Below are 23,728 nucleotides of genomic sequence, written 5' to 3'. Positions count from 1 at the left end.
ATATAACCTTAATAGTAATAGTTAAGGGTTGCGTAAATTTTGTATAAGATGCATTTATCTCGTTCTATCAATAAGATAGCTAACTATTTAGTCGACAGCTAAATCCTGTATGACATATAGGCAAATTGTGGATAAGTTTTGCTCAAGGGATATTTATCGACTTGCTCACAATTTGCGCACAGCTTACCCACTAGCTTGTTAATACCTGCAGAAGCAATGCATATTCCCGGCTCATGGCAGCGTCTTTTTCCTTGAGTTCTACAATTTTACGGCACGCATGCAAAACGGTGGTGTGGTCACGGCCGCCAAAGGCCTCACCAATGTCCGGGAGGCTCAGCGAAGTTAATTCTTTTGCCAGAGACATCGCCATCTGTCGAGGACGAACCAATGACCTGGTACGCTTTTTAGAATACATTTCTACTACTTTTATTTTGTAGAAATCGGCCACGGTTTTCTGGATATTTTCAATGGAAACCTGACGACTTTGTACGGCCAGCAAATCTTTGAGTGATTCTTTTACCAAATCCAGGGAGATGCCGCGGGCCGAAAATCTGGCATAGGCAAACACCCGTTTAAGTGCGCCCTCCAATTCGCGCACATTCGAACGGACTTGTTTGGCGATGAAAAACGCAATATTTTCTTCTAGCACGACGCCTTCAGCCAAAGCTTTCTTAAGAAGGATTGCCACACGCATTTCCAATTCGGGGGGTTCGATTGCAACGGTCAAACCCCAGCCAAATCTGGACTTCAGTCGATCTTCCATGCCAGCGATTTCCTTGGGATAGGTGTCACAGGTAATGATGACCTGTTTGCGTGCTTCGATCAGAGCGTTGAACGCATAGAAAAACTCTTCTTGCGTCCGGCCTTTGCCACTAAAAAACTGAATATCGTCAATCAGTAACAAATCCAGCGAATGATAATGGCGCTTGAAATCATCAAATGTTTTATGACGATAGGCGCGCACTACATCAGACACATAATTTTCGGCATGGATATAACTAATACGGGCAGCGGGATTGTAAGTATGTACCACATTGCCGATAGCCTGTATCAAATGAGTTTTGCCCAGGCCTACCCCCCCATAAATAAAGAGTGGGTTATAGGCAGTTCCGGGATTTTCAGCGACCTGAATCGCAGCGGCGCGCGCAAGCTGGTTAGCCTTTCCAGTGACGAAACTATCGAACGTGAACGATGGATTGAGACGTTTAGGTGATTCGGGGGGGCTCGTGCTGGGCGCAATTGCAGCAGCGACTGCGGGAGGCACAGTTCTTGGCATGGAAATCGTTGGCTCACTAAGACCGAGATTGATTTCTATAGGTTCACCAAAGTAAGCGAGCGCTAAGGCCTCTATGCGAGCTAAAAACTTATCCTTTACCCAGTCGAGCACGAATCGATTGGGAGCCAGCAGCCGAAAAGCATCTTCGTCCAGCCCCGGTTTGAGGGGCTTGATCCAGGTATTGAATTGCTGCGGCGGCAGGTCTTCGGCAAGATGGTTCAGGCAGCTCTGCCAAAACTCATTCATAAAATATAAACAAGGGGATAATTTAATGGGTGGCACATAGAAGCTTTGATGCTTGTGGGGGCGCGTGAAAATACAGACCGTGAATTCTAACTCCGAGGGGAAAACTTATCCACAGGTAGTCGAGATAATTACAGGTTGACAGGAGACGCAATAAAATAGTCTAATCATGCGTTTTACAGAATCATTTTTCCTAGGATTTGTCATGAAACGTACTTATCAACCGTCCGTAATCCGCCGCAAGCGTACACACGGCTTTCTGGTTCGCATGAGAACCAAAGGCGGGCGCGCAGTCATCCGCGCTCGTCGCGCCAAAGGCCGTGCCCGGCTCTCTGTTTGAGTCCGGAATTATAGCCAATGATGCAAGCGTAGCCGAAAGGCAAAATTGGCGTTTTCCTAGGCAATCACGACTGTTGAAAACGGATGAATATTCATCCGTTTTTAATTTCCGTTGTGGACAGAGCGGAAACTTTGTTCGTGTTTATGCCAAACCCAATCACTTGACCCATGCGCGCATGGGGATCGTTGTTGGCAAAAAAGAATTGCGCACAGCAGTAGCGCGCAATCTGGCCAAGCGCACGGTACGCGAAGTCTTTCGCACCAATCAGCACGACATCCCGGCAGTGGATATTATTGTGCGTATCATGAAACCGTTTGATAGGTCCAATGTCTTGCTAGTACGCGAAGAATTACTTCAATTGCTGCATAAATCCAAACGATGTCTCGGCTCCTGATATATCTGGTCAAGCTTTACCAATATGCGATCAGCCCGCTATTAGGCGCGCGTTGCCGTTTTACGCCAACCTGTTCACAGTATGCCGTCGAGGCGCTTACCAAGCATGGAGTGGCCAAGGGATTTTGGTTATCGATGCGCCGATTATCCCGTTGCCATCCGCGTCATCCAGGTGGTTATGACCCCGTCCCTTAAACTGACAAAGCCAAAATGGATACCCAAAGACTAATTCTGTTTGTTGTATTTTCCTTCTCTTTGTTGATGTTATGGGAGAACTGGCAGAAGCACGACCAACCCGTGGCGACGGTTAGCGCACCGACACAGGCAACGAATGCTAGCGTAGCGCCAGTGCCAACTCTGGATCAACAGCAAGTGACGTCGACGCCAACACCGTCAACGGCGGCACCCGGCTTGGTCAATGGCCCCCGGGCGGTGGTGACTACGGATGTATTGCGCGCAGAAATAGACGCAAATGGCGGGGATTTACGCAGTCTGGATTTGACGCGATATCAGGACGCGGTAGACAAAAACAAGACTTTGCGGTTGCTAGAACAAACGCCCGGGCATGAATACATTGCACAATCCGGGTTGATCGGGAGCGACCTGCCGACCCATAAAACCCTGTTCCAGCTGACCCCGGGTAATTACACCTTGGCGCCGGGACAAGACAAAGTCCAAGTGCCGATGACCTGGGTTGACCCTGCCACGGGCGTAAAGGTTACCAAAACCTACACGTTTCATCGTGACAGTTACGAAATTGATGTGGGTTATCAAATAACCAACCCGAGCAAACTAGCCATACCTGTTTATGCCTATTTCCAGCTTGTGCGCGATGGTAAAGCACCGGAAGGCGAATCGCATTTTATTCACACCTATACGGGCCCTGCGCTATATACCGAGCAGAGTAAATTCAAAAAGGTGGAGTTCAAACAAATAGACAAGGGGGAGCAGGACTATCCCCGCTATTCCAACGATGGCTGGATCGGCATGGTTCAGCATCATTTCGTTTCCGCTTGGCTACCCAAGAATGGCCCCAAGCGCGAGTTCTACACCAAGCCGGCCGGTGATGGGTTATACAGCGCCGGCGTCATCATGCCCGAGGGTAGTGTGCAACCGGGTGCCAGCCTGAATTTCTCAACGCCGTTATACGCGGGCCCCCAGATACAGAAAACCTTGACCGCCTTGGCGCCCGGCCTGGATTATGTGGTGGATTACGGCTTGCTTACGCCTATCGCGGCCCCCATATTCTGGACCTTGCAGAAGATTCACCAATTTGTTGGCAACTGGGGCTGGTCGATTGTTATTCTGACCATACTGATCAAAATCATGTTCTTCCCGCTTTCTGCGAAGAGCTACAAATCCATGGCCCAAATGCGCGGGTTGGCGCCGCGTTTGCAACGGCTCAAGGAGCAGTATGGCGATGATCGCCAAAAACTGCATCAAGCCATGATGGATTTGTACAAAACCGAGAAAATCAATCCGCTTGGCGGCTGTTTGCCTGTCGTGGTGCAAATACCGGTGTTTATTGCGCTGTACTGGACGCTCCTGGGAAGTGTGGAAATGCGCCAGGCGCCATTCGTGTTGTGGATTCATGACTTATCGGCGCCGGACCCCTACTATGTGCTGCCGATTATCATGGGAATTACCATGCTGATCCAGACGCGCCTGAACCCCACTCCGCCGGATCCGATTCAGGCCAAGGTCATGATGATTATGCCGGTGGCCTTCAGCATATTTTTCTTTTTCTTCCCAGCGGGCCTGGTATTGTATTGGCTGGTCAATAACCTGATATCCATTTCCCAGCAGTGGTACATCACCCGCCGTGTCGAGGCCGCCAAAGCCGGCCATGGCAAGCAAGGATAACGATACCATTGCTGCGGTTGCCACCGCGCCAGGTCGCGGTGGCATAGGTGTGGTGCGGGTTTCCGGAAGCCAGCTCGCACCGCTGGCAAAAGCCATTCTAGGGCAGGAACCCCGGCCGCGCTTCGCCCAGCTGAGTCGTTTTCGCGGCAACCAGGGGGATGTCCTGGATGAAGGTATAGCCCTGTATTTTCCTGCACCCCATTCATTTACTGGCGAAGATGTTCTCGAGTTGCAGGGGCATGGCGGTCCGGCCGTATTGCAGCTCATCCTGTCGCGCTGTTTCGAATTGGGGGCTCGCCCGGCGCAGCCCGGGGAGTTTACCCGACGCGCCTATCTAAACGACAAGCTGGATTTGGCCCAGGCCGAGAGCGTGGCGGATCTGATTGACGCCGCATCAACAGAAGCGGCGCGCTGTGCCTTGCGCTCGTTGACCGGGGAGTTTTCGCGACGCATTCACGAATTGGTGGAGGCGCTGATCAATCTGCGCATGTTAGTCGAAGCGACGCTGGACTTTCCCGAAGAAGATGTCGATTTTTTGAAGGCGGCAGATGCCTTTGGAAAATTGACTGCAATACAAACCGCACTGGAAAAAACCCGCCAGGGAGCACACCAGGGCAGCTTATTGCGCGAGGGGATACGAGCGGTTTTGATCGGGCAGCCCAATGTAGGCAAATCCAGTTTGCTCAATCAACTCGCCGGGCAGGATGTGGCAATTGTCACAGCGATCCCCGGCACGACGCGGGATACCGTGCGCGAAACCATACAGATACAGGGCGTGCCGCTACATATTATCGACACGGCCGGGTTACGTGAAACCGAGGATGAAGTCGAACGCATCGGTATAGCACGTACCTGGGAAGCGATACGCCAGGCGTCGGTAGCTTTGCTGCTTGTGGACGCCCAACACGGCGTTACCGCTGCCGAGCAAGAGATAATCGCTGGGTTGCCAAACACGCTGCCGCTTTTAACCATTCATAACAAAATCGACCTTAACCAGGAGCACCACCGCAAGCAGGGTAACGATCTGTATCTGTCGGCCAAGACCGGCGAGGGGGTGGAAGCCTTGCGCACAGAGCTCCTTAAAATTGCCGGATGGCAACCGGAAGGCGAAGGCTTGTTTATGGCGCGTGATCGACATCTGGATGCACTGGCCCAGGCAGCCCGGCATATCGAACAAGCCAGTCAGTCTGGCGATAGGCTGGAATTTCTAGCGGAAGAATTGCGGCTGGCGCAGAATGCCCTGTCCACGATAACCGGAGAATTCAGCGCCGATGATCTGCTGGGAGAAATTTTTAGCCGTTTCTGCATCGGAAAATAGGGGAAAACCCCAGAACCGACCATAATGCGCTGCATTGGGCGATCGCCGGGTCTCGATGGGCTTGGTATCGGGCGGCTGAATATTGTGCAGCGAGGCTCGGTATGGCGGCCCGGTTTTTGGCTGAGGCTTTCAAAAACCCAAACTCCCAATGTTTCACGTGAAACAAACTTAACCTTTATGCGGGTTCGGCGTATCATTCCGTGTCTTGTGTACTTGCGTCAAGCAGAACAAATCCATGAATTTCCCAGAACGGTACGATGTAATTGTAATTGGCGGTGGTCACGCGGGCACCGAGGCGGCGCTCGCGTCGGCGCGCATGGGCCAAGAAACACTGCTGCTTACACATAATATCGAGACGCTCGGGCAAATGTCGTGTAATCCGTCAATCGGCGGTATCGGCAAGGGTCATTTGGTAAAAGAGGTGGACGCCCTGGGCGGCGCCATGGCAGCAGCGACGGATGAGAGCGGCATCCAGTTTCGTATTCTGAATTCATCCAAAGGCCCAGCGGTGCGCGCGACGCGCGCCCAGGCCGACCGGGTGCTGTACCGGCAGGCGATACGTAGGCGCCTGGAAAATCAGCAGAATTTGTGGCTGTTTCAGCAGGCAGTGGACGATTTGCTGGTGACCGGCGATCGCGTAGATGGAGTAAAAACCCAGCTAGGGCTGATATTTCATGCGCGCGCTGTGGTGCTGACGGCGGGAACGTTCCTGGCGGGCTTGGTGCATGTCGGGCAATCCAATTATCAGGCAGGGCGTGCAGGCGATCCGCCCGCAATTAGCCTGGCGCATCGCCTGCGCGAGCTGAAGTTGCCCGTGGGGCGCCTCAAGACCGGCACGCCGCCGCGCCTGGATGGGCGCAGCCTGGATTATTCGGTTATGGAAATACAGCCTGGCGACGACCCGGCGCCAGTGTTTTCGTTTCTGGGCAATGCCAGTCAACATCCGCACCAATTGCCGTGCTGGATTACTCATACCTCGGAAGAGACGCACGAAATTATTCGCAACGGGCTGGATCGATCTCCGTTATACACGGGTGTTATTGCCGGGGTTGGGCCACGCTATTGCCCGTCTATTGAAGACAAGGTGGTGCGGTTTGCAGAAAAGCTATCGCACCAGATATTCGTTGAGCCGGAAGGCTTGACGACCCATGAGGTATATCCGAACGGCATTTCGACCAGTTTGCCATTCGATGTGCAAATGGCGCTGGTGCGTTCGATCAAGGGCTTCGAAAAAGCGCATGTGACGCGACCCGGCTATGCCATTGAATATGATTATTTCGATCCAACCGGACTGAAAAGCTCTCTCGAAACCAAGGCTATTCAAGGCCTTTTTTTTGCCGGGCAGATCAACGGCACGACAGGTTACGAAGAGGCAGCCGCGCAGGGCTTGCTGGCCGGTATCAATGCCGGATTGTACGTACAGGAGCGCACGGCGTGGTGCCCGCAGCGCAACGAGGCTTATCTGGGAGTGTTGGTGGATGACCTGATCACCCGCGGTGTCACCGAGCCGTACCGGATGTTTACCAGCCGCGCGGAATATCGCTTGTCTCTGCGCGAAGACAATGCCGACCTGCGCTTGACGGAGGCGGGGCGCAGGCTGGGTGTGGTTGATGATTTGCGCTGGGATGCCTTCATGCGCAAGCGCGACGCCATCGAGGCCGAACTGGCGCGCCTGCGCAGCGTGTGGGTGCGCCCGGAAACGCTGGCCGAGGCAGATGCGCTGCGTGTGCTCGGCAAGCCGATAGAGCATGAATACAATCTCTACGAGTTATTGCGTCGCCCCGATGTGGACTATGCAGGAATATTAAGCCTATCAGACACGAGCGCGGTTACAAATGACCCGCAAGTGATTGAACAAGTAGAAATCCAGGCCAAATATCAGGGCTATATTGAACGCCAGCATGACGAGATCGAGCGTGGTCAAGCCCTGGAGGGGCGGCCATTGCCTCCCGATCTGGATTACAGCACGGTGCACGGTTTGTCAGTCGAGGCACAGCAAAAGCTGAATCGCCACAAGCCCGAAACCATAGGACATGCCTCACGTATTTCCGGAATAACCCCTGCAGCGGTTTCTGTATTGCTGGTGCACTTGAAGCGGACCGGCGCCTCCATAAAACATAAAAATTACGCATGACCCCGTATCAGCAACTGGAAACGGGCGTGCGCTCGTTAGGGTTGGCGCTGGACGAAAAGCAGTTATCCCGGCTGATGCAGTACTTGAGCCTGATCCAGAAATGGAACCGTGTGCATAATCTGACGGCCTTACGCGATCCTCAAAAAATGCTGACCCACCATTTGCTGGACAGTCTCGCCGTGTTGCCGCACTTTTGCGCAGAGCGCTTGTTGGATGTAGGGAGTGGCGCCGGTTTGCCGGGAATTCCCTTGGCAATTGCTCGCCCTGACTGGGAAATCACGCTGTCTGACAGCAACCACAAAAAATCCAGCTTTCAGCAACAGGCGGTAATAGAGCTGGGTTTGAGCAACGTACGCGTGGCGCCAGGGCGTGTGGAAGATATCCGGCCCGAGCAAAAATTTGATGGCGTGATCTCCAGGGCATTCTCCGAGATTGCTGATTTCATTGCGTGTACACGCCACTTGTTGGCTACGAACGGGCGCTGGTATGCCATGAAGGGGGTGTGCCCGGACGAGGAACTGGCGCAATTGCCAGCCGAAGTCGAAGTGGAGCGGGTCGTGCCATTGACTGTACCCGGTCTGGGTGCGCAACGTCATCTGATTATCCTGAAAGCGGTGTAATGGCAAAAATTCTGGCAATAACCAATCAAAAAGGCGGCGTCGGAAAAACCACTTCCGCGGTTAATCTGGCGGCAAGCCTGGCCGCCCTGGGGCAACGCGTATTGCTGATAGACCTTGATCCGCAGGGCAACGCCACCATGGGCAGCGGCGTGGATAAGCGCAGCTTGCGGCAAACCGTATACCATGTACTGCTGGAACTGGCGTCGCTGCCGGAAGTGCGCCAGCATTCGGAAAGCGGCAAGTTTGACTTGCTGCCGGCCAACCGCGAACTGGCGGGGGCGGAGGTAGAGCTGGTTGATCAGCCACAGCGCGAAACCCGGCTTAAAAAAGCGCTGTCCACGGTTGCGGTGGATTACGACTACATATTGATAGATTGCCCGCCGGCACTTAACCTGCTTACCGTGAATGGGCTGACTGCCGCTGATGCAGTGATGATTCCAATGCAGTGTGAATATTATGCTCTGGAAGGGCTGTCCGATCTGGTCAATACTATTAAAAAAGTACGCGCCAGCCTGAATCCGCAGCTGGAAATAGAGGGTTTGCTGCGCACCATGTTCGATCCGCGCAATACCCTTGCCCAACAGGTTTCTGATCAACTCAAACAGCATTTTGGGGGCAAAGTTTACGATACAGTGATCCCGCGCAATATCCGGTTGGCGGAAGCGCCCAGCCATGGCTGCCCGGTATTGTCGTATGACCGCAATTCCAGGGGCGCGCTAGCTTACCAAAATCTTGCAGAAGAAATGCTGCAGCGCAGCCTAGAAGTGAAGTAAGCGCATACTAACTTGAGATGAGGTTGAATAAATGGCGAGATTAAAAGGCTTAGGACGCGGGCTGGATGCGCTGCTGGGAGGGGAGGATGCCCCGGCTCTGCCAGGCGAGTTGCGCAATTTGACGGTAACCCAATTGCAGCCAGGAAAGTATCAGCCGCGCACCAGAATGGACGAGACTTCGTTGCGCGAGCTGGCGGACTCGATCAGGTCCCAGGGTCTGATGCAGCCGATTCTGGTACGGGCAGTGGGTGCAGAGCGTTATGAAATCATTGCGGGCGAACGGCGTTGGCGTGCGGCGCAATTGGCCGGCATGAGCACGGTGCCAGTGGTCGTGAAGGTGGTAGCGGACGAAGCCGCGCTGGCGATGGCATTGATAGAAAATATCCAGCGTGAAGACCTTAATCCGATGGAGGAAGCCACGGGCATTCAGCGTCTGATCGATGAGTTCAACATGACCCACCAGGCCGCAGCAGAAGCGGTAGGGCGCTCGCGTAGCGCAGTAACCAACCTGCTGCGTTTGCTCAATTTGGCCAAACCGGTTCAGGCCATGGTGCTGGAGCAGCAACTGGATATGGGGCATGCACGGGCATTATTGGCGCTTGCTCACCCCAAGCAGAATGAGGCAGCGCACATGATTGTGGAAAAGCAGCTCTCGGTGCGAGAAACAGAACGCCTGGTGGGACAAATGCTCAATCCGCCCATCGCGGCCATCAAGAAAATAGACCGGGATATCCAGCGCCTTGAAGAAAGCTTGTCGGATCGCCTGGGTACGCGAGTCAATATCCAGTCGCGCAAGGGCGGGGCGGGCAAGCTGACCATAGAATATGCCAGCCATGAACAGCTTGAAGGCATACTCAGAAAGCTTTAGCCACCGTCGCCCGGGCGACGGGAAAAAGTGTAGACTTTTTGTAAATATGCAACAAACCTCTTCGCCACAACATCAAACCACCTAATCGTTGCATTAGGTATGCTAATTAAGGTATCATCCGCGTCTATTTACAGGTTGGCACGCCACCTGTGGCTTGAATGCGCACAATAACTCCGCAACACCAAAAGCCTGATTCCGACATCCGCCTGGCCTTGCTGGTGCAAGGGGGGGGTGTGCTGGTGGCGGCAATGCTGGTTTACCTGGTGTACGGGCAAGCTAGCGCCGCGACTGTAGTGTCTGGCGGTTTGGTTGCGTTGGCAAACACCGGATTGCTGGCTTGGCGCATGCGGCGCGCAGAACGGCGTGTTGATACGGATGCGCAGCAGGATTTGCGCATGCTGTATCGCACCGGCCTGGAACGATTTGCATTGGTAGTGTTTTTTTTAGCCCTCGGCATGGGTGTTCTGAAGCTTGACCCTCCGGTCATGATTGCAGGATTCGTGCTGGGACAACTGGCTTGGCTGGTCGGCATTACGATCAGGCCAGGACGGGCACATTGAAGATTAATTATTAGAGCAGCGCTATGTCGACTGAAGCACTCACTTCTTCGGAATATATCAAGCATCACCTGCAGAACCTGACGTATGGCAAGTTGCCTGGCGAAGAGCACTGGCATCTCGCACACAGCGCGCAGGAAGCCAAAGCCATGGGGTTTTGGGCGTTCAATCTGGATACGCTGGGCGTATCGCTGGTGCTGGGCGTGTTCTTCCTGTTCCTGTTCCGGCTGGTGGCAAAGCGTGCCAGCAAAGGCGTACCGGACGGTTTGCAGAATTTTGTCGAATGGATAGTTGAATTCATCGACACCAGTGTACGCGGCTCTTTCTCGGGCAAAAACCCGCTGGTGGCACCTCTGGCATTGACCATTTTCGTCTGGATTCTGTTAATGAATCTGATGGACTTGATACCGGTCGACTGGGTGCCGCAGCTTGCACATCTTGCCGGCTTGCCGTTTTTCAAGGTGGTGCCCAGTACCGATCCCAATGCGACATTCGGCATGGCCATCGCGGTGTTTTTCCTGGTGATCTACTACAGCTTCAAGATGAAGGGCGTGGGTGGTTTTGTGGGCGAGTTGACCCTGCAGCCGTTCGGCAAGCTGGGGCTGCCTGCCAATATTTTCCTTGAAGGCGTCAACCTGATCGCCAAGCCGGTGTCACTGGCGCTGCGGTTATTCGGCAATATGTATGCTGGGGAGATGATCTTTATCCTGATCGCGCTGATGTTCGGGGGCGGGCTCGGCATCGGCCTGTTCGGTGGCGCGTTGCAGTGGGGTTGGGCCGTGTTCCACATCCTGATTGTCACCTTGCAGGCATTCATTTTCATGACGCTGACCATCGTCTATCTGGACATGGCGCATCAAGAGCACCACTAATTACCAGTTTCGCTTTAATCACTTTAACTTTAGTCGGAGGAGTAACAAATGGACATGATCCACGCAGTGCTGTACATCGCCGGTGCCCTGATGATGGGTCTGGGCGCCTTGGGTGCCTCGATCGGCATCGGTATTCTGGGCGGCCGCTTCCTGGAAGGCGCCGCACGCCAGCCCGAACTGATCCCCATGTTGCGCACCCAGTTCTTCATCGTCATGGGTCTGGTTGACGCGGTGCCAATGATTGCTGTTGGTCTGGCCATGTATGTGCTGTTTGCAGTGGCTGGCTAAGCTGGATACTAACCGTAGAAAGGTTCTGGCATGAATATCAATGCTACCCTGATCGGCCAATCCATCACTTTTTTCGTGTTTGTGTGGTTCTGCATGAAGTTCGTGTGGCCGCCCATCATGAATGCGTTGGCCGAGCGCAGGAAACAGATTGCCGACGGGCTTGCCGCTGGCGAACGCGGCAAGCACGAACTGGAGTTGGCCTCCAAGCGCGCTGTCGAAAACCTGCATGAAGCCAAGCAAAAAGCGGCTGAAATTATTGCTCAGGCAGACAAGCGTGCTGCACAGCTGGTAGAAGAAGCCAAAGGCGTAGCCAAGCTTGAGGCTGATCGCATGATTGCGGGCGCACAAGCCAGCATCGCGCAAGAAACCGTGCGCGCCAAAGAAGCGTTGCGCGGACAAGTGGCGGGGCTGGCAGTTGCCGGCGCAGAGAAAATCCTGCGCCGCGAAATCGACGCCAAAGCCCACGCCGATTTGCTCGATGCAATCAAGAACGAGCTGTAATCATGGCTGAAATCGCAACCATCGCACGCCCTTATGCCGAAGCCGTTTTCAGTCTGGCCAAACAAGCTGGAGCGCTGGACGCCTGGTCCGAACAGTTGGCGCTGGCCAGCGCAGTGGCCACAGATCCGGAGATGAGCCGCTTGGCAGCCGACCCAAAAGTCAGCGCAGAGCAGTTCAGCGGACTATTTCTCGCTGTGTGTGGAGACAGGCTGGGAACAGAAGCCGGCAATTTTATCCGGTTGCTGGTCGACAATGGCCGCATCAGTGTGTTGCCCGAAGTCGTTGCCCAGTTTGAGGCGCTTAAAGCCAGCGAAGGAGGCGTGCTGGATGCGACAGTCACCAGCGCGTTTGCCATGAGCGAAACCCAGTTAGCCGAATTGTCTGCCCGCCTGGAGACCCGTTTCAAGCGCAAGATCAACGCCAGCGTAAACGTTGACCCCGCGCTCATTGGCGGCGTTGTTGTTGCCGTGGGTGACGAAGTGTATGACGCTTCGGTACGCGGCAAGCTGCAAGGCATGGCATACGCGCTAACACGTTAAGAGATTCCGTCTAGGAGCCACAATGCAACTCAATCCCACCGAGATCAGCGATCTCATCAAGAGCAAAATCCAGAACCTGGCTACAGCCTCCGAGCTGCATACCCAGGGCACCGTCGTTTCAGTTACAGACGGTATCGTCCGCGTTCACGGTTTGTCCGACGTGATGCAGGGCGAAATGCTGGAATTTCCCGGCAACACCTTTGGCATGGCACTGAACCTGGAGCGCGACTCCGTGGGTGCCGTGGTGCTGGGTGAATACGAACACATTACAGAAGGCGACACGGTCAAGTGCACCGGCCGTATTCTGGAAGTGCCCATTGGCCCCGAGCTGATCGGGCGCGTAGTGAATTCACTGGGCCAGCCGATCGACGGCAAGGGTCCGATCAATACCAAGCTCAGTGCTTCCATCGAAAAAATCGCGCCTGGCGTGATTGCTCGTCAATCGGTTACCCAGCCGCTGCAAACCGGTCTGAAATCGGTCGATGCGATGGTGCCCATCGGGCGCGGCCAGCGCGAACTGATCATCGGCGACCGCCAGACCGGCAAGACCGCCGTGGCGGTGGATGCCATCATCAACCAGAAAGGCACCGGCGTAACCTGTATTTATGTCGCCGTTGGACAGAAGGCATCATCGGTTGCCAACGTCGTGCGCAAGCTGGAAGAGCATGGTGCCATGGGTCACACCATCGTCGTCGCGGCGACGGCTTCCGATTCTGCTGCGATGCAATACATTGCACCCTATGCGGGCTGCACCATGGGCGAATACTTCCGCGATCGCGGCGAAGATGCGTTGATCGTATATGACGACCTGACCAAGCAGGCCTGGGCGTACCGCCAGATTTCCCTGTTGCTGCGCCGGCCGCCAGGTCGTGAGGCATACCCCGGCGACGTGTTCTACCTGCACTCGCGCCTGCTGGAACGCGCCGCGCGCGTCAACGCCGATTATGTGGAAAAAGCCACCGGCGGCGCCGTCAAAGGCAAAACCGGTTCGCTGACCGCATTGCCGGTGATCGAGACGCAGGCTGGCGACGTGTCCGCGTTCGTGCCGACCAACGTGATCTCGATTACCGACGGCCAGATATTCCTGGAAACCGACCTGTTCAACGCCGGTATCCGTCCTGCAATCAACGCCGGTCTGTCGGTGTCGCGCGTCGGCGGCGCTGCGCAGACCAAGGTGATCAAGAAGCTCGGCGGCGGTACGCGTCTGGCGCTGGCCCAATACCGTGAACTTGCGGCGTTCGCACAGTTCGCCTCTGATCTGGATGAAGCGACGCGCAAACAACTGGAACGCGGCAAGCTGGTTACCGAGCTGATGAAGCAGAACCAGTACGCGCCGATGAACGTTGCTGAAATGGCACTCACCCTGTTTGCTGTGAACAAAGGCTACATGGATGATGTGGATGTGAAGAAAACGCTGGCGTTTGAAGCTGCGCTGGCTTCCTACGTCAAAGGCAAGCATGGTGACCTGCTGGAAAAAATCCAGAGCAGCGGCGACATGACTGCCGACACGGAAGCAGCGTTGACCAAGGCTATCGAGGCATTCAAGTCCTCCGCCGTCTACTGATCGGGAAGCAATCATGGCTGCCGGAAAAGAGATACGCACCAAGATCAAGAGCGTGGAAAACACGCGCAAGATCACCCGCGCCATGGAAATGGTGGCGGCTGCAAAAATGCGCAAGGCTCAGGAACGTATGCGCGCTGCGCGCCCGTACGCCGAGAAAATCGGCAACGTGGCGGCCCACCTGTCCCAAGCCAACCCGGAGTATAAGCACCCGTTCGTGGTCAAGCGCGAAAATGAAAAGCGCGTCGGCCTGATCGTGGTCACCACCGACAAAGGCCTGTGCGGCGGCCTCAACACCAACGTGCTGCGTCTGGTGGTGAACAAGATGAAGCAGTGGGATGCTGCCAAGCTGGGTGTGGATGTCACTGCAATTGGCAACAAGGGGCTGGGTTTCATGCAGCGCACCGGGGCCAACGTGGTGTCACACGTGATTGCGCTGGGCGATACACCGCATATGGAACGCCTGATCGGCCCGGTCAAGGTGATGCTGGATGCCTACATGGAAGGCAGGATTGATGCCCTTTATGTAGTGTACAACCGCTTCGTCAATACCATGAAACAGGAACCGACGCTTACCCAGTTGTTGCCGCTGGCCGCCGAACCAAGCGAAAAGCAGGTACACCACTGGGACTACATCTATGAGCCGGATGCCAAATCGGTAGTGGATGGCCTGTTGACGCGTTACATCGAGGCGCTGATTTATCAGGCGGTGGCTGAAAACATGGCGAGCGAGCAAAGTGCGCGCATGGTGGCGATGAAGGCCGCCTCAGACAACGCCAAAAACGTGATCGAAGAGCTCAAGCTGGTCTACAACAAGACCCGCCAGGCCGCGATCACCAAAGAACTCTCCGAGATCGTGGCTGGTGCCGCGGCCGTTTAAGCAATTTTGTTATTTCAAGGAACGACGATGAGTCAAGGCAAAATCGTACAAATCATTGGCCCGGTGGTTGACGTGGAATTCCCGCGCGACAGCTTGCCCAAGGTCTATGACGCACTGAAAATGGATACCCCCGAGCTGACACTGGAAGTTCAGCAACAGCTGGGTGACGGCGTCGTGCGCGCCATCGCCATGGGTACCACCGATGGCCTGCGCCGCGGCATGCTGGTGAGCGGTACCGGCGCCGCAATTTCGGTGCCGGTCGGGATTAAAACCCTGGGCCGCATCATGGATGTGCTGGGCAACCCTATCGACGACATGGGTCCGATCGGCAACGAAACCAGTTGGGGCATCCATCGCAAGGCGCCAGCCTTCGACGAACTGGCCGCTTCCAACGAACTGCTGGAAACCGGTATCAAGGTGATCGACCTGATCTGCCCGTTCGCCAAGGGCGGCAAGGTCGGCCTGTTTGGCGGCGCCGGCGTGGGCAAGACCGTGAACATGATGGAACTGATCCGCAACATCGCTGTGGAGCACAGCGGTTACTCGGTGTTTGCCGGTGTGGGCGAGCGTACCCGCGAAGGTAACGACTTCTACCATGAGATGAAGGACGGCGGCGTGCTGGACAAGGTGGCACTGGTCTACGGCCAGATGAACGAGCCGCCTGGTAACCGTCTGCGCGTGGCCCTGACCGGCCTGACCATGGCCGAATACTTCCGTGACGAAGGCCGCGACGTGCTGCTGTTCGTGGACAACATCTACCGCTACACCCTGGCCGGTACCGAAGTGTCCGCACTGCTGGGTCGTATGCCATCCGCGGTGGGCTACCAGCCCACTCTGGCGGAAGAAATGGGTCGCCTGCAGGAGCGCATCACCTCCACCAAGAAGGGTTCCATCACCTCGATCCAGGCGGTGTACGTGCCGGCGGACGACCTGACCGACCCGTCGCCGGCGACCACCTTCGCCCACCTCGATGCCACCGTCGTGTTGTCGCGCCAGGTGGCCGAACTGGGTATCTACCCGGCCGTGGATCCGCTCGACTCCACCTCGCGCCAGCTGGATCCGCTGGTAGTCGGTGAAGAGCACTACAGCGTGGCGCGCGGCGTGCAGTCGGTGCTGCAGCGCTACAAAGAATTGCGCGACATTATCGCCATTCTGGGGATGGACGAGCTGGCTCCCGAAGACAAGCTGGCCGTGGCGCGTGCGCGCAAGATCCAGCGTTTCCTGTCGCAGCCGTTTTTCGTGGCTGAAGTATTTACCGGGGCCCCTGGCAAGTATGTTTCGCTGAAAGACACCATTAGCGGCTTCAAGGCCATCGTCAACGGTGAATACGATCACCTGCCCGAGCAGGCGTTCTATATGGTCGGCACCATTGAAGAAGCGGTCGAGAAAGCCAAGACCATACAGTAATCGCGGCCACGGCGCAGGCATCGTCTGCGCCGCTTGAGCGGAACACAGGGAAGCGAGATTTATGGCCATGACCATTCATGTAGACATCGTCAGCGCAGAAGCAGAATTGTTCTCCGGCACCGCAGAATACGTGGTGGTACCGGCAGAAATGGGCGAAGTGGGGATTTACCCGCGTCATACCCAGATGCTGACACGCATCAAGCCCGGAACGGTGCGCATCAAAAAGCCTGACGTTGCAGAAGAAGAAGTGATTTATGTTTCCGGCGGTATGCTGGAAGTGCAGCCTAACGTGGTGACCATCCTGTCCGATACCGCTATTCGCGGTCACGATCTGGATGAGGCCAAAGCGCTGGAAGCCAAGCGCCATGCTGAAGAAGCCATGCGTAACCGCGCTTCGGAAATGGATTACGCCAAGGCACAGGTAGAGTTGGCCGAAGCGGTTGCGCAGATTGCGGCTATCCAGAAGTTGCGCAAGCATAGCTGATACGCGCGTTAAAGCAGACAAAAAGGCAACCTGCGGGTTGCCTTTTGTCTATTCAGGAAGTACATGATGGGCCTGAAATTTCACAAAATGAGCAATAAACTGCTAGGATTTATTTGCAGGAATCCGATAGATCACCAAAATAATTAAACGAGAGGGGATGATTATGAGTTTTGTCAGCGAGTTCAAAGCATTTGCCATGAAAGGCAATGTGGTTGATTTGGCGGTTGCTGTCATTATTGGCGGCGCCTTCGGCAAGATAGTGGATTCGCTGGTCAAAGATATTGTCATGCCGATCATCGGCCAATTGGTCGGCGGCGTAGACTTCAAGGAGCTCTATATCAATTTGGGCAATACTGCCTACGCCACCCTGGAATTGGCGGAAAAAGCAGGCGCTCCACTGATTAAATACGGAGTATTTATCAATGCTGTCGTCAATTTCGTCATCATCGCGCTGGCTATTTTTGTAGCAATCAAGGCGATGAGCAAATTGCAAAAAGCGGCACCGCCTGCGCCGCCAGCAGCTCCTCCGGAGGAGGTATTGTTGCTGCGCGAAATCCGTGACAGTCTGAAAAAATAAACGGCAGCATCCCGTAACGCCCCGCCCGGTTTAACCGGCGGGGCGTTGTGTTTTTAGGAAGGCGTCAATATCTGGGTAGGCCAGGCGGACGTTCAGTTCGGACTTGATGCGCCGGTTCACCATACGCCGGGATTCGCGCATGAAAGAAAGCAACTGCACGGGCAGCGAGGCCTCGGCCTCGACGCGGGTGAGGCGTGGCGGAGCAGGCAGGTCGAAGGCTGCCGCTACGCGCGCAAAATAATCCCCCATACGCAGTTGACTATCATCGCTGGCATGAAAGACACGCCCGGCGCGTGCTCGAAATAATGCGTGAACCGCGATCTGCGTCAGGTCATCGGCATGGATGTGGTTAGTGAATACATCGTCTTCGACACACAGCACGGGCGTGCCGCGTTGCAGGCGCTCTATCGGTAGTCGCCCGGCAGCATAGATACCCGGTACCCGCAGAATGCTGGTGGCCACCCCATTGCGTCGCCCCCAGTTGCGCACCTGCTGCTCGGCATCAAGGCGCCGTCGCGCACGCGCATTTTGCGGACGGGGTGGGCGCGTCTCATCAATCAATGCCCCGGCGCAGTCGCCATATACACCGCTGGTGCTGATGTACACCAGTCGGCGTGGTAAAATTCGGCTTTTCCCCAGCATCGACAACAGCTTGCGCGTGCGCATATCGTGCACGCCGCGCGCGGGCGGCGGGGCGAAGTGCAGCACCCAGTCCGCGATACCTGCCAGACGCGTCAGGCTGGCACGATCGTCGAGATCACCGGGAAGAGGGGTAATGCCCGCTTCACGCAGGCGCTGTGCCGATTGCGGCGTTCGCGCCAGCGCGTACAGCCGGTGCTGGGGCGCCAGCAATCGTGCGCAGCGCAAGCCCACATCGCCGCAGCCGATGATCAGTATATTTGCCATTAGCGTATTTTAGAGGAAGTTCATGCCCTACCAGATTACCATTCAGCCCAGCGGTCACATTGTTCATGCGGATGACGACGAAACCATACTCGCCGCCGCGTTGCGCGAAGGCTATATGCTGCCCTATGGCTGTCGCAACGGCGCTTGCGGTACCTGCAAGGGCAAGCTGGTCGCGGGCGAGATCGATTATGGCGAATACCAGTCCGGGGCGCTGTCCGATGCCGATATCGACGCCGGCAAGGCGCTGTTCTGCGTAGCGCGTCCGCTCAGCGACATCAGCATCGAGTGCCGAGAAGTCGGCGCAGCCAAGGACATCCAGATTAAAACCCTGCCGTGCCGGGTACACAAGCTCGAGCGGCTTGGCCATGATGTGATGGCGCTGCACCTCAAACTGCCCGCCAACGAGCGCCTGCAATTCCTGGCTGGACAATATATCGACATCTTGCTCAAGGACGGCAAGCGCCGCAGCTTTTCGCTCGCCAATGCGCCGCATAACGATGATTACCTGCAGCTGCATGTGCGCCATATCCCAGGCGGCGAGTTCTCCGAACATATTTTCACGCGCATGAAAGAAAAGGACATCCTGCGCTTCGAAGGGCCGCTGGGCAGCTTTTTCCTGCGTGAAGACAGTGGCAAACCCATTATCTTCATGGCCGGAGGCACCGGTTTCGCCCCGGTCAAGGGCATGCTCGAACATGCTTTTCACCACCACATTGACCGCGAAATGGTCCTGTACTGGGGCGCACGCCAGTTACGCGATTTATACATGCCGCAGCTGCCTGGGCAGTGGCAGCAGGAATACCCCAACTTTACTTTCATCCCGGTACTGTCCGAGCCTGCTCTGGAGGATGCCTGGCCTGGCCGCACAGGGCTGGTCGCCGACGCCATCCTGCAGGATTTCCCAGATTTGTCCGGTTACCAGGTCTATGCCTGCGGCGCACCGGGGATGGTAGATGCCGCGCATAAAACCTTTCTCCAGCATGGCCTGCCGGAAGACGAATTTTTTGCCGATGCATTCCTGTACCAGTCCACGGCCGCCAAGTAAGGGCATGGCATTAACGGCAACATCCAGCCGTACTAACCAAACATGATTGCCGGCATTCCCATCGAATTCATCCTGTTTGCGCTTACCCTGCTGGGCGTGGCGGTGTTGCACCGCCACAATCTGCCCATCGCGCTGGCCGGGTTGGCGGCGATTGGCGCGTATAAATGGCTGGCACAGGACTACGCGCTGGCGCTGCATTTCCTGCACGAATGGAAGCTGGTACTGAACCTGCTCGGCCTGCTGCTGGGCTTTGCGATCCTGGCGAAGCATTTCGAGGATTCCGGTGTGCCCGACCTGATGCCGCGCATCCTGCCCGATGACTGGAAGGGCGGCTTTGTGTTGCTGATCCTGGTGGCGCTGATGTCGACTTTTCTCGACAACATCGCCGCCGCCATCCTGGGCGGCGTGGTGGCGCGCAAGGTTTTCGACGGGCGCGTCAGCGTGGGCTTTCTGGCGGCGATTGTGGCGGCCAGCAATGCCGGCGGTGCGGGTTCGGTGGTGGGCGATACCACCACCACCATGATGTGGATTGCCGGGGTGCCTGCGCTGCACGTTGCCGATGCATTTATTGCGTCGAGCGTGGCAATGCTAGTGGTGGGCGTGTTTGCCAGCCGCGCCCAGCACCGTTACCAACCGATCCAGGCCGACCCGTGCAGCGGCGTACATGTGGATGTCGAAGAGTTGGGGATTCTGAGTGTCGTGGTATTGACCCGGGTGCTGGTGGCGGGGCTGATTATCGGTGGTGCGGTGGCGGGCAATGTGCTGGTGGATTTCCCCGCGCTGGGAGCATGGATCGCAGTGCTGATCGGTGGCCTGTTCCATCCCATCCCCTGGGCCGAGGCGAAAATCGCCTGGAAGGGCACCCTGTTTCTGATCGCGCTGGTGCTGGCTGCGTCACTCATGCCGGTGGCCGCACTGCCGCTGCCCAGTTGGCATACCACGCTGGGCCTGGGCTTCGTCAGCGCGGTGTTCGACAACATTCCGCTCACCGCGCTGGCGTTGAAGCAGGGCGGCTATGACTGGGGCATGCTGGCGTTCGCCGTGGGTTATGGCGGTTCGATGATCTGGTTCGGTTCCTCCGCCGGGGTGGCCATCTGCAACGGCTTTCCTGAGGCCAAAAACACCTGGCAATGGATCAGGCAGGGCTGGTTTGTGCCGGTAGGCTATGTGCTGGGGTTTTTCGTGCTGCTGGCGCTGCTGGGCTGGCATCCGGACGCGCTGAAAGCGACCGGCGCCTAGCCGGGGCGTGGCGTACTGCCGTGACCTGATCGCCCTGCGCTGGGTGACAGGGGCACGCAGATGGTGCTATTGTCGAAGCCGATTATGGACAGTCTTACAGCGATCCTGTTTAGTCCCTTGCCGATAGATGTGATGCTCGGCGTCATCGTGCTCTGGATCGCGCTGGGAGTGCTTGGTCTGTTCGCCCCGCTGAGTCTGCGTTTTGTAGGGCATGTCCTGTTTCCGCTGGGTGCAGTGGGCGGGCTGATCCTGGCAGGTGCAGGCCTGATCGGCATGGCGGCGCGGCCGGAGACGGCTGTCCTGGTGCTGGGGCTGCCCGGCTTGCCTTTTCACCTGCGGCTGGACGCTCTGTCGGCATTTTTCCTGGTGCTGCTTGGAGCCGTGTCAGCCGGGATTTCGATTTATTCGGCCGGCTATTTCCGTAAAGGCGAGGGCACTTCACCAGGTATGCACGGCCTCCTGTATCACTTTTTCCTCGCCGCGATGGCGTTGGTGATGCTTGCCGACGATGCGTATCTGTTCATGGTGGCGTGGGAAACGATGGCGCTGTCTTCGTACTTCCTGGTCACCAGCAACCACAAGGTTCCCGAAATCCGCCGCGCGGGTTTTCTTTACCTCTTGATCGCCCATCTCGGTGCCATCGGCATTCTGTTGAGTTTTGGCGTCATGCAAGGCGGGCATGGCGACTTTACTTTCGCGACCATGCGCGCCAGCCATCTGAGCGAATTCTGGGCAAGCGCGACATTTCTTCTGGCGCTGTTCGGTTTCGGTGCCAAGGCGGGGATTTTGCCGCTCCATGTCTGGCTGCCGGAGGCCCACCCGGCCGCGCCCTCACCGGTGTCCGCGCTGATGAGCGGCGTGATGCTGAAGACGGCGATTTATGGATTATTGCGTGTGACTTTCGACCTGTTGCAGGCGCAACTGTTGTGGTGGGGCGTGCTGGCGCTGTTGCTCGGCCTGCTGACTGCGCTGTTCGGCGTGATGTTCGCGGCGGTGCAGACCGACATGAAACGCCTGCTCGCGTATTCTTCGATCGAGAACATCGGCATCATTCTGGTGGGCATCGGGCTGACGCTGATTTTTCATGTCTATGCGCTGGGCGCGCTTGCCGCCCTCGCGCTGGCGGCAACCCTGTATCACTGCCTCAACCACGCGTTTTTCAAAAGCCTCCTGTTCCTGGTCACTGGTACGGTGCTGCACTCGACCAGGGAACGCAGTCTGGGCAAACTGGGCGGCCTGATCCGCAGCATGCCCTGGGTCGCATGGCTGGCGCTGATCGGCACCCTTGCCATGGCCGGGTTGCCGCCGCTCAATGGTTTTGTCTCGGAATGGCTGTTGCTGCAGGCGTTTCTGGCGACCCCGAGCCTGCCCAGTTCCTACCTGAGCATGCTGGTGCCGGTGGAGGCGGCGGCGGTGGTGCTCGCCATCGCACTGGCAGGTTATGTCATGGTCAAGTTCTACGGCGTGATCTTTCTTGGCCAGCCGCGCGAGGCAAGGCTCGCCACCGCGCACGATGCCAATTGGCTGGAGCGGATTGGCCTGAGCTGGCTTGCGCTGGGTTGCGTGGCACTCGGCCTGGCGCCGGTGTTCGTGCTGCTGCAGCTGGATCAGGTTACCCGGCTGCTGACCGGCCATACAGTAGGCGCTACGGCGGCCCAGTCCGGCTGGCTGTTCGTCGTAGCGACGACCCCTGAACACGCGAGCTACAGTCCGCTGCTGTTTCTGCTCGGCATCTTGGCCTTGCTGCTGCTGACTTTCGTGCTGGTGCGCAAACTCTACCATGGGCGCATGCGGCGCGGCCCGGCCTGGGATTGCGGATATCCGCAGCAAACGGCGCGCATGCAGGATACGGCGGAAGGGTTCGGGCAGCCGATCAAACAGATCTTCGAGCCGTTTTTCCGCATTGAGCGCCAGATGCCGAGTCCGTTCGATGCGCACCCCCATTATCAGGGCAAGGCGGAGGACAAGCTGTGGTACGCGCTTTACCTGCCCATCGCGCGGCTGGTCGAGCGCATCTCCCTGAAGATGAGCACATTACAGCATGGCCGCATCCACATTTATCTGCTGTACAGCCTCGTCACGCTACTGTTCCTGCTGCTGTTTACCCGATGATCTCTTCCATTTTCTCCCAGCTATTCCAAACCCTGCTCATCGTGGTGCTGGCACCGCTGCTGCTGGGCTGGGTCAATCAATGTCGCGCCTGGCTACAGAACAAGCGCGGTGCCGGGGTGCTACAGCCGTATCGGGTTTTGCACAAGCTGTTCCATAAAGACGCGGTACTGGCGGACAATGCATCGCCCCTGTTTCGCACCGCCCCGTATATCCAGTTCGCTTGCATGGTGCTGGTCGCGAGCATTGTTCCGATGGTGGCGACGGACCTGCCATTTGCCGCGGCTGCCGACGTCATCGCGCTGGTGGGATTGTTCGCGTTGGCGCGGCTGTTCGCGGCGCTCGCGGCCATGGACATCGGCACCGCGTTCGGCAGTATGGGTGCGCGGCGCGAGATGCTGGTGGCCAGTCTGGCGGAACCGGCTCTGCTGATGATACTTTTCATGCCTGCGCTGATCGCCCATTCCACCTCGCTCACCACCATCGTCGAGGCGCTCGCACACCGGGAATTCGTGCTTTATCCCAGTCTCGCCTTCGCCGCCGTGGCTTTTGCGATGGTGGCGCTGGCCGAAAACGCCCGCATTCCGGTCGATAATCCCGCCACCCATCTGGAACTGACCATGATCCACGAGGCCATGATTCTCGAATATTCGGCGCGCCACCTGGCGCTGATCGAATGGGCAAGCGCAATCAAACTGAGCAATTACAGTGCGATCGGGATCGCCTTGTTTCTGCCATGGGGTATCGCCAGTGCGGGTGACTGGAGCGCCGTACCGCTGGCATTGGCGGTGCTGTTCGTTAAACTGCTGCTGGGTGGCGCCGGGCTTGCCCTGCTGGAGACCCTGTCGGCCAAGCTGCGTATTTTTCGCGCACCGGAATTTCTGGGAACCGCGTTTCTGCTTGCGGTTCTGGGGATGCTGATGCTGGAGCTGTAA

At 56.8% G+C, this 23,728-nt stretch carries 25 protein-coding genes; 23 read left to right on the top strand and 2 right to left on the bottom strand.

The features are described 5' to 3' along the window. Positions 1 to 190 precede the first annotated feature (190 nt). Positions 191 to 1,522: a chromosomal replication initiator protein DnaA gene (gene dnaA / locus ACFDAU_RS16495; RefSeq protein ID WP_413437996.1), complete on the bottom strand. Its 1,332-nt coding sequence runs from the start codon at positions 1,520 to 1,522 to the stop codon at positions 191 to 193. Between the two features lie 202 nt (positions 1,523 to 1,724). Between dnaA and rpmH the strand changes: the two genes are divergently transcribed. The 19 genes from rpmH (at position 1,725) to mscL (ending at position 17,494) form a co-directional block, all read left to right on the top strand. Further along, on the top strand, positions 1,725 to 1,859 hold the full coding sequence (gene rpmH, locus ACFDAU_RS16490; RefSeq protein WP_413437995.1) for a 50S ribosomal protein L34: 135 nt from the start codon (positions 1,725 to 1,727) through the stop codon (positions 1,857 to 1,859). Then, positions 1,840 to 2,253: a ribonuclease P protein component gene (rnpA, locus tag ACFDAU_RS16485; RefSeq protein WP_413437994.1), complete on the top strand. Its 414-nt coding sequence runs from the start codon at positions 1,840 to 1,842 to the stop codon at positions 2,251 to 2,253. The genes rpmH and rnpA overlap by 20 nt, the downstream gene beginning before the upstream one ends. Continuing rightward, positions 2,238 to 2,447: a membrane protein insertion efficiency factor YidD gene (gene yidD, locus ACFDAU_RS16480; protein ID WP_413437993.1), complete on the top strand. Its 210-nt coding sequence runs from the start codon at positions 2,238 to 2,240 to the stop codon at positions 2,445 to 2,447. Before rnpA ends, yidD begins: the two co-directional genes overlap by 16 nt. A gap of 15 nt (positions 2,448 to 2,462) precedes the next feature. Next, the gene (gene yidC / locus ACFDAU_RS16475; protein ID WP_413437992.1) at positions 2,463 to 4,115 is read left to right on the top strand and encodes a membrane protein insertase YidC; all 1,653 of its coding nucleotides are present in this window, start codon (positions 2,463 to 2,465) and stop codon (positions 4,113 to 4,115) included. Beyond that, positions 4,099 to 5,433, top strand: coding sequence for a tRNA uridine-5-carboxymethylaminomethyl(34) synthesis GTPase MnmE (gene mnmE / locus ACFDAU_RS16470; protein WP_413437990.1), 1,335 nt, complete (start codon positions 4,099 to 4,101; stop codon positions 5,431 to 5,433). The genes yidC and mnmE overlap by 17 nt, the downstream gene beginning before the upstream one ends. A 235-nt stretch (positions 5,434 to 5,668) precedes the next feature. Next, entirely contained in the window at positions 5,669 to 7,567 is a 1,899-nt protein-coding gene (gene mnmG / locus ACFDAU_RS16465; RefSeq protein ID WP_413437989.1) for a tRNA uridine-5-carboxymethylaminomethyl(34) synthesis enzyme MnmG, read from the top strand. After that, complete coding sequence (gene rsmG / locus ACFDAU_RS16460) at positions 7,564 to 8,187, top strand: 16S rRNA (guanine(527)-N(7))-methyltransferase RsmG (protein WP_413437988.1); 624 nt, start codon at positions 7,564 to 7,566, stop codon at positions 8,185 to 8,187. The genes mnmG and rsmG overlap by 4 nt, the downstream gene beginning before the upstream one ends. Beyond that, complete coding sequence (locus ACFDAU_RS16455) at positions 8,187 to 8,960, top strand: ParA family protein (protein ID WP_413437987.1); 774 nt, start codon at positions 8,187 to 8,189, stop codon at positions 8,958 to 8,960. Before rsmG ends, ACFDAU_RS16455 begins: the two co-directional genes overlap by 1 nt. 31 nt (positions 8,961 to 8,991) lie before the next feature. Then, complete coding sequence (locus ACFDAU_RS16450) at positions 8,992 to 9,828, top strand: ParB/RepB/Spo0J family partition protein (RefSeq protein WP_413437986.1); 837 nt, start codon at positions 8,992 to 8,994, stop codon at positions 9,826 to 9,828. Between the two features lie 158 nt (positions 9,829 to 9,986). Then, entirely contained in the window at positions 9,987 to 10,388 is a 402-nt protein-coding gene (locus ACFDAU_RS16445) for an ATP synthase subunit I (protein WP_413437985.1), read from the top strand. 23 nt (positions 10,389 to 10,411) lie between these two features. After that, positions 10,412 to 11,257 (top strand): F0F1 ATP synthase subunit A, encoded by an 846-nt coding sequence (atpB, locus tag ACFDAU_RS16440; protein WP_413437984.1) that lies wholly within the window; start codon positions 10,412 to 10,414, stop codon positions 11,255 to 11,257. 48 nt (positions 11,258 to 11,305) lie between these two features. Beyond that, a complete protein-coding gene (gene atpE, locus ACFDAU_RS16435; RefSeq protein WP_124703731.1) occupies positions 11,306 to 11,545 on the top strand; it encodes a F0F1 ATP synthase subunit C in 240 nt (79 codons plus the stop codon). A gap of 30 nt (positions 11,546 to 11,575) precedes the next feature. Then, positions 11,576 to 12,046 (top strand): F0F1 ATP synthase subunit B, encoded by a 471-nt coding sequence (locus tag ACFDAU_RS16430; RefSeq protein WP_413437982.1) that lies wholly within the window; start codon positions 11,576 to 11,578, stop codon positions 12,044 to 12,046. A gap of 2 nt (positions 12,047 to 12,048) precedes the next feature. After that, positions 12,049 to 12,585 carry a F0F1 ATP synthase subunit delta gene (locus ACFDAU_RS16425; RefSeq protein ID WP_413437981.1) on the top strand — a complete coding sequence of 179 codons (537 nt, stop codon included), beginning with the start codon at positions 12,049 to 12,051 and terminating at the stop codon, positions 12,583 to 12,585. Between the two features lie 22 nt (positions 12,586 to 12,607). Further along, on the top strand, positions 12,608 to 14,149 hold the full coding sequence (atpA, locus tag ACFDAU_RS16420; RefSeq protein ID WP_413437980.1) for a F0F1 ATP synthase subunit alpha: 1,542 nt from the start codon (positions 12,608 to 12,610) through the stop codon (positions 14,147 to 14,149). A 13-nt stretch (positions 14,150 to 14,162) separates the two neighbouring features. Continuing rightward, entirely contained in the window at positions 14,163 to 15,026 is an 864-nt protein-coding gene (atpG, locus tag ACFDAU_RS16415) for a F0F1 ATP synthase subunit gamma (RefSeq protein ID WP_413437978.1), read from the top strand. Between the two features lie 27 nt (positions 15,027 to 15,053). Beyond that, complete coding sequence (gene atpD, locus ACFDAU_RS16410) at positions 15,054 to 16,433, top strand: F0F1 ATP synthase subunit beta (RefSeq protein ID WP_413437976.1); 1,380 nt, start codon at positions 15,054 to 15,056, stop codon at positions 16,431 to 16,433. Between the two features lie 61 nt (positions 16,434 to 16,494). Then, positions 16,495 to 16,917, top strand: coding sequence for a F0F1 ATP synthase subunit epsilon (locus ACFDAU_RS16405; RefSeq protein WP_124703737.1), 423 nt, complete (start codon positions 16,495 to 16,497; stop codon positions 16,915 to 16,917). Between the two features lie 163 nt (positions 16,918 to 17,080). After that, positions 17,081 to 17,494 (top strand): large conductance mechanosensitive channel protein MscL, encoded by a 414-nt coding sequence (gene mscL / locus ACFDAU_RS16400; protein ID WP_413437975.1) that lies wholly within the window; start codon positions 17,081 to 17,083, stop codon positions 17,492 to 17,494. A gap of 30 nt (positions 17,495 to 17,524) precedes the next feature. Here mscL and ACFDAU_RS16395 read toward each other — a convergent pair whose 3' ends face one another. Further along, positions 17,525 to 18,400, bottom strand: coding sequence for an SDR family oxidoreductase (locus tag ACFDAU_RS16395; protein ID WP_413437974.1), 876 nt, complete (start codon positions 18,398 to 18,400; stop codon positions 17,525 to 17,527). A gap of 22 nt (positions 18,401 to 18,422) precedes the next feature. Here ACFDAU_RS16395 and ACFDAU_RS16390 point away from each other — a divergent pair, with 22 nt between their 5' ends. The 4 genes from ACFDAU_RS16390 (at position 18,423) to ACFDAU_RS16375 (ending at position 23,728) form a co-directional block, all read left to right on the top strand. Further along, positions 18,423 to 19,445 (top strand): CDP-6-deoxy-delta-3,4-glucoseen reductase, encoded by a 1,023-nt coding sequence (locus tag ACFDAU_RS16390; protein WP_413437973.1) that lies wholly within the window; start codon positions 18,423 to 18,425, stop codon positions 19,443 to 19,445. 42 nt (positions 19,446 to 19,487) lie between these two features. Continuing rightward, positions 19,488 to 20,684 (top strand): citrate transporter, encoded by a 1,197-nt coding sequence (locus ACFDAU_RS16385; protein ID WP_413437972.1) that lies wholly within the window; start codon positions 19,488 to 19,490, stop codon positions 20,682 to 20,684. Positions 20,685 to 20,768: 84 nt separating this feature from the next. Beyond that, complete coding sequence (gene hyfB / locus ACFDAU_RS16380) at positions 20,769 to 22,796, top strand: hydrogenase 4 subunit B (RefSeq protein ID WP_413437971.1); 2,028 nt, start codon at positions 20,769 to 20,771, stop codon at positions 22,794 to 22,796. Further along, positions 22,793 to 23,728, top strand: a complete 936-nt coding sequence (locus ACFDAU_RS16375) for a respiratory chain complex I subunit 1 family protein (protein ID WP_413437970.1) — start codon at positions 22,793 to 22,795, stop codon at positions 23,726 to 23,728. Before hyfB ends, ACFDAU_RS16375 begins: the two co-directional genes overlap by 4 nt.

Source organism: Sulfuriferula sp. GW1 (assembly GCF_047300855.1).
Lineage (GTDB): Bacteria > Pseudomonadota > Gammaproteobacteria > Burkholderiales > Sulfuriferulaceae > Sulfuriferula.
Note: the sequence above shows the minus strand (reverse complement) of the source record. Positions and strands in the feature narration are given on the sequence as shown.